This window comes from Ruegeria meonggei (assembly GCF_042768335.1).
GTDB classification, from domain to species: domain Bacteria; phylum Pseudomonadota; class Alphaproteobacteria; order Rhodobacterales; family Rhodobacteraceae; genus Ruegeria; species Ruegeria meonggei.
The window spans coordinates 2,693,823-2,708,412 of record NZ_JAXHBT010000001.1; the positions used below are offsets into that span (position 1 = coordinate 2,693,823).

The 14,590-nt window shown below is 52.1% G+C and carries 15 protein-coding genes; 7 read left to right on the top strand and 8 right to left on the bottom strand.

Features of this window, described 5'->3' with window-relative positions; genetic code table 11:
* Positions 1 to 48 precede the first annotated feature (48 nt).
* From SJY13_RS13280 to SJY13_RS13290, 3 genes are all read left to right on the top strand, one after another.
* Positions 49 to 1,107 carry a DUF1214 domain-containing protein gene (locus tag SJY13_RS13280; protein ID WP_377191412.1) on the top strand — a complete coding sequence of 353 codons (1,059 nt, stop codon included), beginning with the start codon at positions 49 to 51 and terminating at the stop codon, positions 1,105 to 1,107.
* A gap of 16 nt (positions 1,108 to 1,123) precedes the next feature.
* Complete coding sequence (locus tag SJY13_RS13285; protein ID WP_377191413.1) at positions 1,124 to 2,134, top strand: DUF1254 domain-containing protein; 1,011 nt, start codon at positions 1,124 to 1,126, stop codon at positions 2,132 to 2,134.
* 120 nt (positions 2,135 to 2,254) lie between these two features.
* Positions 2,255 to 2,962 carry a transporter gene (locus SJY13_RS13290; RefSeq protein ID WP_377191414.1) on the top strand — a complete coding sequence of 236 codons (708 nt, stop codon included), beginning with the start codon at positions 2,255 to 2,257 and terminating at the stop codon, positions 2,960 to 2,962.
* A 994-nt stretch (positions 2,963 to 3,956) separates the two neighbouring features.
* Here the strand turns inward: SJY13_RS13290 and SJY13_RS13295 are convergent.
* The 6 genes from SJY13_RS13295 to SJY13_RS13320 all read right to left on the bottom strand — a co-directional run bounded on the left by SJY13_RS13295 (position 3,957) and on the right by SJY13_RS13320 (position 8,921).
* Positions 3,957 to 4,289, bottom strand: coding sequence for a putative quinol monooxygenase (locus tag SJY13_RS13295; protein WP_377191415.1), 333 nt, complete (start codon positions 4,287 to 4,289; stop codon positions 3,957 to 3,959).
* 460 nt (positions 4,290 to 4,749) lie between these two features.
* Positions 4,750 to 5,496 carry an alpha/beta fold hydrolase gene (locus tag SJY13_RS13300; RefSeq protein WP_143534982.1) on the bottom strand — a complete coding sequence of 249 codons (747 nt, stop codon included), beginning with the start codon at positions 5,494 to 5,496 and terminating at the stop codon, positions 4,750 to 4,752.
* A 38-nt stretch (positions 5,497 to 5,534) separates the two neighbouring features.
* Positions 5,535 to 6,047 carry a DUF6653 family protein gene (locus tag SJY13_RS13305; RefSeq protein WP_377191416.1) on the bottom strand — a complete coding sequence of 171 codons (513 nt, stop codon included), beginning with the start codon at positions 6,045 to 6,047 and terminating at the stop codon, positions 5,535 to 5,537.
* Positions 6,048 to 6,129: 82 nt separating this feature from the next.
* Complete coding sequence (locus SJY13_RS13310; protein ID WP_377191417.1) at positions 6,130 to 7,233, bottom strand: alpha/beta fold hydrolase; 1,104 nt, start codon at positions 7,231 to 7,233, stop codon at positions 6,130 to 6,132.
* Between the two features lie 386 nt (positions 7,234 to 7,619).
* Positions 7,620 to 8,123, bottom strand: a complete 504-nt coding sequence (locus SJY13_RS13315) for an outer membrane protein (RefSeq protein ID WP_377191418.1) — start codon at positions 8,121 to 8,123, stop codon at positions 7,620 to 7,622.
* A 144-nt stretch (positions 8,124 to 8,267) separates the two neighbouring features.
* On the bottom strand, positions 8,268 to 8,921 hold the full coding sequence (locus tag SJY13_RS13320; protein WP_377191419.1) for a hypothetical protein: 654 nt from the start codon (positions 8,919 to 8,921) through the stop codon (positions 8,268 to 8,270).
* Between the two features lie 196 nt (positions 8,922 to 9,117).
* On the opposite strand from SJY13_RS13320, the gene SJY13_RS13325 reads away from it, so the two are divergent.
* A complete protein-coding gene (locus tag SJY13_RS13325; protein ID WP_377191420.1) occupies positions 9,118 to 9,843 on the top strand; it encodes a TetR/AcrR family transcriptional regulator in 726 nt (241 codons plus the stop codon).
* 36 nt (positions 9,844 to 9,879) lie between these two features.
* Positions 9,880 to 10,449, top strand: a complete 570-nt coding sequence (locus tag SJY13_RS13330; RefSeq protein WP_377191421.1) for a chloramphenicol phosphotransferase CPT family protein — start codon at positions 9,880 to 9,882, stop codon at positions 10,447 to 10,449.
* Between the two features lie 381 nt (positions 10,450 to 10,830).
* On the opposite strand, the gene SJY13_RS13335 is transcribed toward SJY13_RS13330, so the two are convergent.
* Entirely contained in the window at positions 10,831 to 11,310 is a 480-nt protein-coding gene (locus SJY13_RS13335) for a MarR family winged helix-turn-helix transcriptional regulator (RefSeq protein WP_377191422.1), read from the bottom strand.
* Positions 11,311 to 11,412: 102 nt separating this feature from the next.
* On the opposite strand from SJY13_RS13335, the gene SJY13_RS13340 reads away from it, so the two are divergent.
* Positions 11,413 to 12,093 carry a CatB-related O-acetyltransferase gene (locus SJY13_RS13340; protein WP_377191423.1) on the top strand — a complete coding sequence of 227 codons (681 nt, stop codon included), beginning with the start codon at positions 11,413 to 11,415 and terminating at the stop codon, positions 12,091 to 12,093.
* Between the two features lie 208 nt (positions 12,094 to 12,301).
* Entirely contained in the window at positions 12,302 to 12,841 is a 540-nt protein-coding gene (locus SJY13_RS13345) for an outer membrane protein (protein ID WP_377191424.1), read from the top strand.
* A 388-nt stretch (positions 12,842 to 13,229) separates the two neighbouring features.
* Here SJY13_RS13345 and SJY13_RS13350 read toward each other — a convergent pair whose 3' ends face one another.
* On the bottom strand, positions 13,230 to 14,555 hold the full coding sequence (locus tag SJY13_RS13350) for a S41 family peptidase (RefSeq protein ID WP_377191425.1): 1,326 nt from the start codon (positions 14,553 to 14,555) through the stop codon (positions 13,230 to 13,232).
* Between the last annotated feature and the right edge of the window lie 35 nt (positions 14,556 to 14,590).

Below are 14,590 nucleotides of genomic sequence, written 5' to 3' on the forward strand. Positions count from 1 at the left end.
CGGGGCCATCAAGCAATGCATTTTTTTAGTTGGTTAGTGGAGAGGCAAATGATCAATCACACGCACAAACGCTGGAAGCTGGTGGCCTTGGCTGCAGCGTTAGGCAGCTCCGCGACGGCTCAGAGCTTTGATACGACGGTCGATGCACTTGCCGAGACATACGAGATGCCGGTCACAATAAGTAACTTTGTTCGGGCTGCGACTGATAACGAATTGAAAACGTATGACAGGTTGGCCGGAGGCGTAAACCAGTTCTTCCACTTCAAAGAACCCACGCCAATCGACAATCAGCCCACTATCCGGATGAACCGGGACACGCTCTATAGCGTTGCGGTTATCGACATCAGCAAAGGCGCAACCTTGACACTGCCCGATGTGGGCGACCGGTACATGACGACGATGGTGGTCAATCAGAACCATTTCATCAATGAAGTGTTTGACGGTGGTGGTGTGTTTCAGCTCGACATGGACACATTCGACACCCCCTACGTACTTGTATTTATGAGAATACTGGTGGATGCTGAGAGTCCGGAGGACATCGCGGCAGTCAACACAATTCAGGACGGGTTCACTATCGAAGCTGCCTCGGCAACGCCCTTTGAGATGCCCAATTATGACACCGAAAGCTTCGCGGCCGTGCGTCAGGCCGCGATTGAGTTGGGCAGGTTCGCCACAGATAGCGTTCGGACCTTTGGCACGGCAGATCACGTCGACCCGTTGCGCCATTTCCTGGGCACCGCAGTCGGCTTTGGAGGTCTACCGGAAGAGGAAGCCTTCTATCTCAATATCGAGCCCGGCCTGCCGCTCGGCGAATACAGTATCCAGGTGCCGGCGGATGTGCCCGTAAACGCATTCTGGTCCGTGAGCCTGTACAATGCAGACGGGTTCTTTGAACTCAATTCCCTTGACGCCTACGTGATCAATTCGGTCTCGGGCACCAGGAATGACGACGGCAGCGTGACCGTGCATTTCGGTGGCTGCGACGACGGTCGCGCCAACTGCCTTCCGATCATGGATGGCTGGAACTATGCGGTACGCCTTTATCAGCCCGGCCCCGACGTAATCGACGGAAACTGGGCCTTCCCGAACGTGCAACCCGTGAACTGAAAAACAGGATGCTGAGATGAAGATACTATTTCTGACAGTCGCTCTTACACTCCCGACAGGGGTCTGGGCTGAGGATGTTGTCGATGTGAACGTGGACAATCTCGTGGGCGCTGAAACGGACCATATGTTCCGCACCAACATGAATAACCTCGGCTTGGCCGTTGGCGAGTTAGGGCATATGCGCGAAGCCACCACACCTGACAATCAGCCAGTGATCCGCATGAACCAGGACACGCTCTATTCCGCCGTTCTATTGGATTTGAGCGAACCAGTCGAAGTGACGCTTCCCGAAGCGGATGGCCGTTACATCTCGATGCATGTCATCAACCAGGATCATTTCATGTATGCCGAGGCAACGCCCGGCTCTTTCCTGATCACCAAAGAAGACCTTGGTACGCCATTCGGATTCATCGCCTTCCGCACTTTTGCAGACGTAACCGACCCAGAGGACATCGCCGCAGCACGGGTGGCGCAGGATCAGATTGTCGTCAGTGGCGGTGGAACTGGTCCGTTTGATGCGCCCAGCTGGAATACCGAACAACTCGCCGTAGCACGTCAGGCAATCAGCGATTTGTCCTTGCTGGGCATCGATACGTCGCGTGCCTTTGGTAGAACCAAAGAGGACGTTGACCCGGTTCAGTTTCTGGTTGGGGCGCTTTCGGGTTGGGGCGGCCTACCGCCTGAGGCAGCAATTTACCTGCTAAGCGCGGTCGATAAGAATGACGGAGAAACGCCACACGCGGTTACAGTTAAGGATGTCCCGGTTCGGGCGTTCTGGTCGGTGACCGTCTATAATGGCGAGGGTTTCCTGGCTGCTAATGATCTGGGTGTTAACAGCTACAACGGCTACACGGCCGAAGCCGCGGATGACGGATCAGTTACGCTCCATTTCGGTGGGTGCGAGGACGGCCGCGTGAACTGCCTTCCGATCACTCCGGGGTGGAACTACGCGGTCCGCCTTTACGAGCCAGAGGATGCAATCCTGAGCGGTAGGTGGTCTTTCCCGACGGTGGAACCGATCAACTAGGCCACTCGTCCATCCCGCCCTTCAAAAGGAGTACATGGCCATGCGTCGATCCCATGCACTTTTGGGGCTATTTTTGCAGCCAGCGTAGGAACCTCAACCGTTGCAGACGAGGCCGCCGATTTGGCCCAGGAACTGGCCAACCCACTTGCTGCCATCATCTCGGTTCCGTTTCAGTTGAACTATGATGATAACCTGGGTGTCTCTGATCAGGGGTCGCGCACCACGTTGAACTTTCAGCCGGTCGTGCCCTTTGAACTTAACAATGACCTTAACTTGATCACCCGTACGATCATTCCTTACATCTGGCAGGAGGACGTTGTGCCGGGGACGCGTCAGGAAGGGGTCGGCGATATTCTGTTCTCCGCGTGGTTTTCTCCCGCAGGAACAGGGGATCTGACATGGGGCATTGGTCCGGTCGTGCGGTTACCAACCTTTAGCGACGTGTCAAGCGACACATGGGCAGCCGGGATCACCGGCATTGCCCTGCGTCAGACCGGGCCGTGGACCTATGGTGCGCTTGCCAATCATCTGTGGGATCTGGAGAGCAATCCCGAAACCCCCACGAATGTGAGTTTTCTCCAGCCTTTTCTTGCTTATTCCACTGAAGGTGCCTGGACCTATTCGCTTCAAAGCGAAAGCACTTATGACTGGGAGGCTGAAGCCTGGGCCGTGCCAGTTAACGCATCGGTGTCACGGCTGGTGCAATGGGGGGCGGTGCCGGTCAATCTGCAAGCCGGGGTCGGCTATTGGCTGGAGACACCCGAGGTCGGTGCAGATGGCCTTAGACTACGCTTGCAGGCCCAGGTCGTCTTACCCAGAAGGCGCTGACCGTTGGCACAGGCTTTGCTTACCAAATTCGGAAATTAGGTAGGTCTTGATGGTCGAACAGATGCAACCCACGGGCAAGCGCATGTCGAGCTTGATCCCGATCATGAAGACCTGATCGTCAGAAGCTGCAACCGTCTTATACGACACGTGGTTCGGGTGATGTCTTTGTTCATGGTCATTGTGATCGGATTCGCCGTCATTGATGCCGGGTAGCCAAGGCCGGCTCTGGGCCGTCCCCAGAACTTTGCAAAGTCCGCTTATCTGCGCGTATCGGACATTCGAAAGGAGGTGAACCAAAACGACCCGCTGTTTCGGCACAATTGATCTGTGTTTACAGGTTGTCTAACTCGAATGAACGCAATCCCACGTTTCGATCAAGTGCGCAAAACTATGGGAAAACTACGCAAACTTATGGCGTGCGCGAAGTGTTATGCGCCAACCTACAAAAATATGTAGGGGTGCGCATTACGCTGCATTGCCTTCATTGATTTTGTTTAGAAATTTCGCCCATTCTCGCCCATAATCTTGCGCGGCATTTGCGCATAAGCTTGCACGATTTTCCCATAACTTTGCGCGGTTCTACATAGTCGCTCAATTGATGGCAGTTTCTGCGCCACTTCTTCAACTTTGAAGTATTGTACCTCAATCATAAGTGCAGTCTAAGTGGTAAAATTCAACCCTTATCTGAAGGACGAAACTCATTTTTGAAATTGTGGCAGGGCCCCTTCAACATCTACCGGGGCGGCTCGCTGTTCATGACGTTCGCCGCAATAGCAAAGTCACTCGCACGGCAACCCGAATGTTTCCGCCCACTCGTCGGACGACAAGTTGCTTGTGATTAGTTGGGGATGTACTGGCGTCGTTAATTAGCCAACCGATCAAGACCCGCTTCTTGTTATTGCCAATTACTGCGCACTGGCCAATGACAACAATCGGTGTTGCGGAGCGGGTCTTGTTCTCTTCTGTCAGCCCTTCGGCTTGTGGGTCCCGGAATTCAGAGAGATACGCCACCGCCGAAACTCTCAAACCCATTTGTTGTTTCGGTTACATCCGCCTCGAAGTGGGCGATCAAGGGCATTACCAAGGGCTCGATATGCTTGTTCCATACAGGTCCTTTGTAGAAACTATCTTTGATCCTGTCTCGTTCCTCGAGCGACGAGAATGCCCGCATCCAGTGGACTTTGTCAGGATTGTCCAGATCCCGCAGAGGTCCAAAGACCAGCATCCCGGCGTCGCGCAGTGCAACACGGTTCTTCTGCTCAAAGAACTCGATAAACTCCTCGCGACGTCCGGGTTTTAGTGTGTAGCGACGAACTTCGATAATCATGTGTGTAACCTGTTCGCTCAGAAAGTTCTCTTGGGGGAAGTCTGTTGAGATTGATCCTTACCGTACCACTTAACGTACTCATTTGTGATACTAGGAACTCAGAACTTCCTGGGTTTCCGCACCCACGTCAATCTTGATAACCCATGATATCTCCCTCCGCATTATGGATGTGGTTGATACTAAATCTCTGTAGAAGTCCGCCAAGTTCGAACAAAGTCTGTCCAGACCCACTAGCCATCGATTGACCGAAACAACGGATCTTGCCGCATATGAATTTAATACGTCGAATTTCGGGGCGATGCCGCATGCATTTTCTTGATGAATCCGGTCGAACATTCGACTGCCTCCAGCCGAGGTGACCGAGCCAAAGACGCCTCTTCCTTCGAGTGCCTATTCTAAACGAAATCAGTATATTATCCAGAATCTGTACAACTCCAAAAGCGTCAATCTTGAGTGTGAACTACAGTTCAGCTTGTACTAGGGTTGAATAGTGTTCAGCGCCTTGAACCAAGTTTATTGTGGCTTTTTCACCAAACACACCCTTTAGCGAGTGAGACATTTCAACCGGCGACCAAGTGTCATTAGTCCCGTGCCAAAGGACGACGTCGCACTGCACCGCTGACATAGTTTCGCTCCAATCTGCGACATAGGCGCTGATAAATGCAAGATAGGCCGCTGGCCTCTGTACGAAGCTCTCCGATAGCGCCTTTTTCATAACGCTGACGAAGGTCTCGTCTTCTAAAAGAACTCTTTCCGAAGGGCCGCACTTTGCGAACAATACTTTGACCATAGTTTCTGGAAAAAACCGGGTCAGCAAACTTTGAAGGCGCGTCAGAAACCGGAGTATCCTTGGACGCTTCATGGCCAATTCAAAAACAGGTTTTCCCGCCATCTTGGGTAGAAAATCACCTATGAAAAGTGGGGCAGCGGGCGATATCAATGTTAGTCGGCCAACCAGGTTTGGCCTGGACGCCGCAACTTTTATTGCCGCCATGGCGCCGATGGAAAAGCCAACCACATGCACACACTCGCCGTCGGTTTCCCCCAACGCTGCATCTATGGCATCACAAAGATCTGCGTCGATGGCCTTCGGATCAAAGTTCAGCAAATTCAGAGCAATGGCTTCAATACCAGGATTGGCCTTACTTAGTAGCTCCGCATCTGATGGGCTGCCAGGCATACCGTGGCAAAACACTACTTTCTTCATGATCGTATTCCCGAGTGGTTTAAATGTGGCGCCACAGATCAACTGCCAACCGTCAGATCTTCAATAGTTCCGCCGTCGCGCAGGAAGTCGCCCCAAACCCAGGCCATGCGGTCTACAAACCACATCTTGCCGCCCGAGATCACAACTATGCCGAGGCAAGTGAACCCTAAGTCGAATGCCCACAGACCATAGGCAAACGGCAAGAGACCAACGCCGCTGGCAATGGCGACCGTATTTGCGACGCGCTTATGATGTTCCGCAACTTTTTCGCGGTGCCGCAGCCAGACACGCTCGCCAAGAACACCCTGTGCGGACCAACTGTCGAAAGACTCCGGCCGCGAAAAAGCGCGTGGGTTGATCCATATCCAGACAAGAACGATGCCGACCGCAAGCCACGCCCAATAACCAATCCATGCTCTGCTCCAGATTGCCAACGCCAGAAGCGGCAGGGGTGTCAACACACGGGTCCAAACGGACCAAGAGTTCGCATGCCGCAGCCAAACCTCGTCCTTCATGCCCATGAGGCGTTCGGAAAATCGAGCTATGTCCATCTTTGCAACTCCTAGATCCACCTCTCCGCAAATGGGAGGGATAGGATTTATTTATGTGGATGAGGAGACGCCGCCCCGCTCGTTAGTTGGTAGGCGTCTGGTTTCTTATTTGAACCAGGGCTTCAGCCCAGGCAATGGGTTGGTCGTACATCACCATATGGGCGGCGCCATCGATACGGGTAAAACTCTTCGCTGGAGCCTTAAGGTGTTCGTAATACTCATGTACCAGATCTGCCGGGGTGTTCTGGTCTTCTGCTCCGGTTATGAAGTGGACCGGTAGATCCAGGACTGGGTGCGAGGTGAAGAGGTCGTATGCGCCAACAATCTCAGGCTGTTCAATTGCTGTGCTCGATAGCTCAAGACCGCGGAGATAGTTCTTAACCTGTGCGTCCGTGTAGTAGGGGCTCCGCCCTTCTAGCACATAGGAGAGATAGCGATCCCATAGCCCTTTGGTGTGAAAGTCTCCAGCTCCATATTCTGCCAAAACTTCGCGCTGAACGGTGAGATCTGCTTCATCAAGTGCATCGAAAGGTTCAATCGCCTTGAGTTTCTGCTGAGTTTCAACATCGCCACGAACTTCAGCCTGAACCATTGCCCACTCAAAACCCATGTTCATACTGCGTACCCACGCGACACGCTCTGACGTTGGGACGAACGTGTGATAGGGGGAACTATCCTCTGCGATAGTCATGAACCCTAGCGCGCTGCCCCAGGACTGGCCGGTCAGGAATATTTTTTCTTGCCCAAAGCGGTCGCGTAGGAGGTTGGTGAGTTGAAGCGTATCCACCACCAAATTGGATGGCGTGATGTCTTCTACCGTGAGATCTTCGTTGAATGAACTTCCGGCTCCGCGTTGATCCCAGTGGACAACGACAAAGCTTTCTTCCAGCAAGGGCGTGTGGAACAGATCGACCCAGGGCATCACGGCACCACCAGGACCCCCGTGCAAAAACAGCAGGACCGGTTGGGACAAATCACAAGTGCGAATAAGTATCGTTTGCTCAATCCCGCCAAGAACAATTATTTCCTGTGAAACGAAGCTTCCGAAACACTCTTTGGCTGCAACATCTTCGCCGCTGCGCGTCACGGTAACTTCTTGACGATCCTGGGCAAAAGACCATCCAGCAACGATGGCAGCACAGAATGTCAGTAGTAAGAGACGGCGTTGACGTTTGAGTGAGTACATTGTTCGCTATCCTTTGAATTAAAGCATTGTGGTTGCGTCTCGAATCTGTTGCGACCTGAACTCAATACCTCAGGTTGAGATTGGGCTCGCGCTCGTGATATTCTGGGAGGCCAACATCGCGACGCATGTGATTAGATAGGAATGCCAGCTCGCCATGTTTGGGTAAACGCGGGAAAACAGGACCGCCCATAAACGCTGGGCGTTTCGGGACCATAAAAGTAAGATAGTCGAGCCAAGCTTTTACTTTAGGTGGTATTAAGTTTAGCCGCTCGGTCTTTAGAGTTGGCACGTTAGTCACCTGGCGCCTCTCCGGAATTTGAAGGTGGTAGAAAAATGGGGAACCGTTTGAAGTCCCCCGTCATTTTCGAAATCTCGAAAGGCTTCGGCTAGAACTTGTAGGACACCCGAAGCGCAACGGAGTCAGCAGTGATATCATCACCCGACGTGTCATATGTGTCTCGCAGGTATTCAAGACCAACCAGAACCCTGTCCGTCGCGCGATACGTCACGCCAACACCGGCGGAATAGCCGTCTTCGTTCTTGGATCCGCCATCAATGTTTGCATAGCCAATCACGCCATAGAGGTATGTCCGGCCAAATACATGGCCACCTTTGAACTTCAGGCGTACAGTATCGACTTTTTCGGCTTTCCCTCCCGACTCAACCTCAGCGCCCGCGTCATAAGTAAGTTCACCACCAATTACGTAACCGTCAAAATCGTGTAGATAACCGGCATGGAGACCCAGAGTTGCATTTCCATTGTTGTTGTTGCCCTCGGAGACATCGATTGTGGATAGCTGCAAGCCCGCATTGAAACCGGTCCAGCTTTCATTTGCCAAGGACAAATTCGGCATCACGGCTGCCAGTGTGATCATCGTGATAGTTTTCATTTAATAGGTCCGTTCTCTTGGTTGTGTCGAAAGACCATCCGGACACTGGGCATGCGTGAAGCGCAGTGGGAGTGATTTTACGTTAGAGGGGGTATTGGAATTATTGCTTTCGGGTTTCCGTCCAGCCGTGATCCAGAACTTGGATTAGAGGATGGGTTTGGGCTTGCTGGTCATTTGAAGCAGTTTCCCTGATTGGTCATATCGGGCAGTGACCAGCACCCGGCGCGCATGTGCCACCTCCAGCGGGCCACCAACTACTTCCCAAAGCCCAAAGGTAAAAAGATCCAGTGTTCCATGACCTGCTGCTCGCGCCAGGTTTGGTTTTGTCCTGGGCTCAACATCATAGACGGCTACCCAATCGCCATTGGCTTGTTGCTGCAATTTTTCGGGCGCGCCCAATTGGCGTTCAACATTGAACCGGGTGGCCTTCTGGCTAACGACGCTCAGGTCAGGGCCATCACTGCCCGTCGCTGCCATGTTGGCGGCACATCCGCTCAGAGCGGCACCACAGACGAACGCGACGAACACTGAACGTACAAACTGACTGGAGTTGTCAATGCGTCGTATTGAAAATCCTCGATTTCGACTTGCTTCAATAGATGCCGGGTTCTCCGGCCCCAGAGATTTAAGGCGGTTTTTCATAGCCTTTCCATATCCCGTTTGAATTTTGCGTTGCTTTGGGGGCTTCTGCTTCAAGCAGTTTGTGATCAGAACCCCGAGCAGTTCGCGAATACCCGCCAGGCGAGACATTCGACGCAACTCGGGTGGTGAAACATTCCCACAGACAAGAGTGTTCATGGCATTCAATCCTGCATAGTGAGCGCAACTCAACCGGGTCCGCAAAGCACTACCGCTTGCGGAATTGGGCTGCGTAAACGCATCGTTAAATTCGGGTTGGCAGGTGAATTACATTGCTCTGCCAGGTGAGTCGGGGTACAAACCGACCACGGGTCTGTATTTGCAGACCGCCGGTCGGTTTGCAAGAGGAAAGTGTATGAAATCTACGAAGCGAAAGAATTTGCCACCCGCAGAACGGCGTGCTCAGCTGCTGGGGTGCGCGCAGATATTGTTCTTTTCCAAAGGCTTCGAGGATACAACCATACAAGATGTGCTGGATATGGCGAGCGTCTCAAAGGGCGGGTTTTATCATCACTTCAAATCTAAAGACGAGTTGTTGTTCGGCGTATTGGACGGAATGGCAGAGGGTGTATTTTCGCAGATGGCTGTTGTTGCCTCTGATGAGACCTCCTCTGCACTCGACCTGTTGCACAGCTTTGTCCACCTGCGAGCCAACTACTTACGTGAACATGACTACCCTGGTCAGGTTGAATTTTTCCGGGTCATGAATCAGGACAAAAACATGGTTCTGCTTGAACAGTTCAAGCGCAGGGTCAGAACCGGTGCTATGCCCGTCCTGACCGGGATCATTCAGAAAGGTCGTGATGAGGGCACGTTTATTGTCGCAGATGTTGATACTGCCGCAGAACTCATTTTGTTCCTAAGCACCTTTATTGATCTAGCGCTGTTGCGCGCGATTGAGGCACGGGGATCTGACACAGCCGATCATGCCGCAGAGAAATTGCGGGCGGCAATCGACATGCAGTTTCTCACACTCGACCGCATTCTGGGATTGCCGGATGGGACAACGGATTTCGGTTGGCCGGAAGCGGTAGACGTTACAATGGCAACTCAGCCTCCACTGCCTCCTTCGTCCAATTGATGCAGCTCATAAATTGACCAGACAGGCACCAGACCCATGGCAACAGTAATTCTTCTGAATGGCGTTGGGAGCGTTGGTAAAGGCTCCATTTCAAAAGCACTTCAGAACATATCCACGCAAGCGTTTTTGCATGTTGAAATGGATGCATTCCTAGCGATGCTGCCAAGTCGGCTTGAGGGCCATCCAGACGGGTTGAGCTTTGAAGAGAGTGTCGATGCAGGGAGGGTGACAACCTTTGCCAAAACCGGGCCCGTTGCTAAGCGTGCACTATCCGGAATGCGCCGGTCAGTTGCCGCGATGGCAAGTGTCGGGAACAACCTGATCGTGGACGAAGTGTTATTTGGAAACACGGAGTCTGGGTCAGCGAGCGCAGTGTCTGAATATCGGACCTTACTGGAGCCATATGATTTTTACATGGTTGGAATTTTTGCACCGCTGGAAACCCTTGAGGAAAGGGAACGAAATCGCGGAGACCGAAAGATCGGGTTATCCAGATGGCAATTCGAGCGCGTCCATGAAGGTATGACTTATGATCTGTCTATCAACACCGCAAATACATCCCCGCAAGCATGCGCCGACTTGATAAAAGCAGGCTTAAGTTTGTGATTTCCGCAGGTGTGCTTTTGGTCGCACTGAACACGTCAATACAACCATCTGTGCGTCTGATCATCTGCCCTACGCTTGAACACTCCAATATCTCTAAACGTGTGGTTGGAAATGACGAACGCACTTGGCGCCGTACCGAATACCTCTAAATTGGCGCCAGGACGGAGACACATGTCCTGGAAGTTACCCTGATGAGCGTTGACAGCTTTACTCGAAATTTTGGACGGAACTGCCTTATTTTTCCGACGCAAACTTACACACTCATCAGCGATAACATTGCATAGCAACTTCATCCGAGAGTTGCCCGGAATTCAATCCGAAAACTACATCGCGAAAACTCGCCGTTGCCAGATGTTTAGTCCTGGCATCTGTTGGATCAGGTCAATCCGATGCGTCGTTTTCGCCATAGCCCGAAATCATGACGTCGTTTATCGTGCTCTGAATCTCGAAGTAGGCGCGGATTTCCTCATCTGTGAAACGCTCTACAAACTGCTTCATCCGCGTCATCTCGGTCGCGCGTATCCCTTCGGTTACCGCTTTGCTCTGTTCTGTGAGGCAATAGAAATTCGAAGTCCGGTGCTGAGGGTTTGGAAGGACATTCAAGAGTTTTCGATCAACAAGGTCCTTAAGAAGTCGCCCAACCAGTTGTCGCTTCACCTGCAAGATTTGAGTGATTTCAGGCGCCGTTGCTTGTTGCGCCGATAGCAAAACTTCGAGAATGGCACGTTCTCCAACACTAATGCCTGTGCCATCAAGGTCCGCTTCGACGCGTGCGGTGATGTTGCGCAGCAAGGGCCTCGTCAACTGTATCCCGGCATACAGCATCTCAGCAGGCGACATGTTATCGGTGTCGGTAGCCATTTTCGGGCGTCCTTCAAGTTATTTGTCAACTGAATTGACAATATTATTCTAGCGACCTATGTACCCGACACGGCCCCAAAACTCCAGCGGCGGAACCAACTGATGCCTGATGATAAGCGTGTAACACTGCCAGATCCAAGATCCCGGAACCCGCTTGTGTTTCCGGATGGCACTAATGATCCCGCGACAGTGTTTTTGTCGGAGGTCATAGATCACCCAAATATCGATGTCGGTGACTGGACATACTACAATGATCGCAGTCTACCGGACGACTACGCTGAAACCTTGGCACCTTATCTGTTTCCAGGGGCGCCGGAGCGGTTGAGTCTTGGTCGTTTCTGTCAAATTGCTCAGGGTGTGCAATTCATAACGGCGACCGCCAATCACCCAATGGCAGGTATCTCAACATATCCATTCGCCGTCTTTGATCGTGAACGGATAGGAGGTTACCGGGATTCATTGCCAAGGGGTCGAGACACCAAAGTTGGTCACGATTGTTGGATAGGCAGAGAAGCTGTGTTGATGCCCGGTACAGAACTTGGATGTGGTGTAATCGTTGCTGCAAGAGCCGTGGTTCGCGGAAAAATTCCAGACTTTACAGTCGTCGCTGGAAACCCGGCAAAGGTTGTTCGGATGAGGTTTGAAACCTCGGAAATTTCCAAACTCCTTGAGATCGCCTGGTGGTTTTGGACTCCGGAGAAGATCGTAAAAAACCTGCATTTGATCGAGCAGGGCGATGTTCCTGCTCTGGCAGGATGCATAGAAGATAGGGCTTTAGAGTAGAAACCTCTACGGCTCAACTCAGGTACTAGAACTCCAGTTCCACAACGCAGAAATGGTTCTGCATTCTTGCGGGTTTCGGCCCGTAACAGATCAGTGTTGCCTGAAGCTGGGCCAATCCCAATGGCGCTTGCGCCAACAACCCTCACAAACATTTTGATCACCAAAAGCGCACTAAGACACGTAGTGCCAAGACAAGAAAGTAGAAGAAATGAAAAATAGACCAGTAATGATCGCATCTGTTGTAGCTGCAATGATCGCGCCCGGTATCGCGACGGCGGATGACGATTGGGCCGGGGTATACGCGGGCATTCATTTTGGCGCTGCCGATGGTGACCTTTCAAGTGGCTCAGCCAAGTTAAGTGACCATTCAGCCGTCTACGGGTTGCAACTCGGCTACAACTATAGCCTGGCAAACAACTGGATTGTCGGAAGTGAACTTAGTTATAGCACCGCTGAATTTTCTGCCTTTGGTCCATCAAAAGACATGGACACAACGCGCTTGAAACTCAAAGCAGGATACGCCGTGGGCGCAGCCATGTTCTATGGTGTTCTGGGCTACTCCCACATCGATCTTGATGGCAAGAACGAAAGCGGTGCTACTTACGGGCTTGGGGTGGGCTACAAAGCGACAGAGAGTATTGTTCTTAACGCCGAACTTCTCCGCGACAGCTTTGATTTTGAGTCATCGGGTGCGGACGTAGATGTAGACGTAACCACGCTCCTTCTTGGCGTGTCATATCAATTCTAATCTTGAGCCTTTTAGGGCCTTTGAGACCAATACCAATTCGGATGTTGGTGCCTGCAATGGAGATCATTCTTTTGCAGGCATCTCCTCTGGCCGGCCACCGGCAATGCAAGTGCGATACTCGCGGCCTGAAGGAATTTCGCTGTGGAACCAAGTTCGATTATTCTATTTTCCGGACTTATTATCAGTGCTTGCGTATTGAGTGGAGCAATTTACTCCGGCCTTGCGCGCATCGCCGATGCTCTCAATAGCAAGAATTCGAAACGGATCAAAAAGGTCGAAGACGGGCATGCTCGATAGCTGAGTTGGTTGATTGCAAGCATTATCCTTTCCGTAGGAGCGGTGATCGCCGAACAGAACGATGTAGCCATATCGCAAATTACCAAACACGCTAGTTCGATCCTAAAAGGTGCACTGCCGTCTCAACCAAAGCGTCTGTGCCTGCGATTATGCCGTCAGCATCAAATTCAACAAAAATACCGGGTGGGATGCCGATACCCTCAAACGCCTCACCTTGCGCTGATAAATACTCCTGGTAGGGCAGTCCAAGCAACCAACCGTTCGGCAGCGTGAACTCCAGCACATCGGACAATCCGCCAGACGACCTTGTCCCCATGATCGTGGTTTCCGGCCGCTCTCGCATGATCAATGTGAATATCTCAGCAGCACTTCCCGTCATATCGCTAATCAGAACAACATTTGGTTGCGCGAGATTGGGGCCTTGAGCCGGGTGAACTGTGACTTGATATGGTTCGGAAAACCCTTCCTGTTGCCACGAACTCTTGCTGAATGCGGTTACTGGGTTTTGCAGGAAATACTCTGCAATCGCCACCGCTACGCTGTCTGAACCACCAGGGTTATAGCGCACATCGACAACAATCCGCTTGGCATCCTGAAGGTCCATTACAACTTGCTGGAACGCTCTAGATGCGGCTTCGTGTGACGATTGCCCAATAGGCTTCTGCACTTCCATTTCCTTGATCGCGATGTATCCAATGCCATCGGAGCGCATACCGTAGCGGATTGAGAAACCGTCCAGGCCTTGAACTGGAATCTCTGCCTGGCTCAAAGCGGTCTGCCAGAGGAGCTTGCGGGTCAGCGATGGATTGGCTTTCAGCCAGCTCGGATCTTCCTCTGGCGAAAAATACCCCTGATTCCCCATCGATAACTGAACGTGCCCATCATCGAGGCCAAGCGTCGCCTGCTTGAGCAGAAAAGAAAGCTCAACATCACTGAGGTCATCAGATGACGGTGCCAGTTCCCTGCGTGTGTCCCAGTCAACATTGTGAAGATCAAAAAATGGATAATGCTCATCCATCGCAGACCAAAAGACGTCAAATGTATGGATCGCGCCACGTTCGGTATGATCAGGTTCGGCACATTCAGAGGGGAACTCGGAACGAGTGTGTCGGATTGGCTCTACGACGCCATCAACGCTAAGTTCCAGCATGTCATTTCGGCGCTCTATTGAGGCGCCCGCAATAAGTTTCACCAGACCCAAATGCGCTGGAAAGGCATACTCTCGAAAGCAACTGACAGCTGTTGTTCTATACACTTCGGCACGCAGTCTCGTAATGCGCATGACTTGGCCGTAGCCAGGAGCAACCCAGGTTCCCAACATTTCCTTGGGAGGCATATTGATGAACCAGGACGCAGCAACAGAAATAGTCCCTGCAACCAACAGTGAAGCAAGTATGCGAGACGTGAGCTTTTTCATCAATTGACAGACCTAGGGGATTTCATACCGACCCT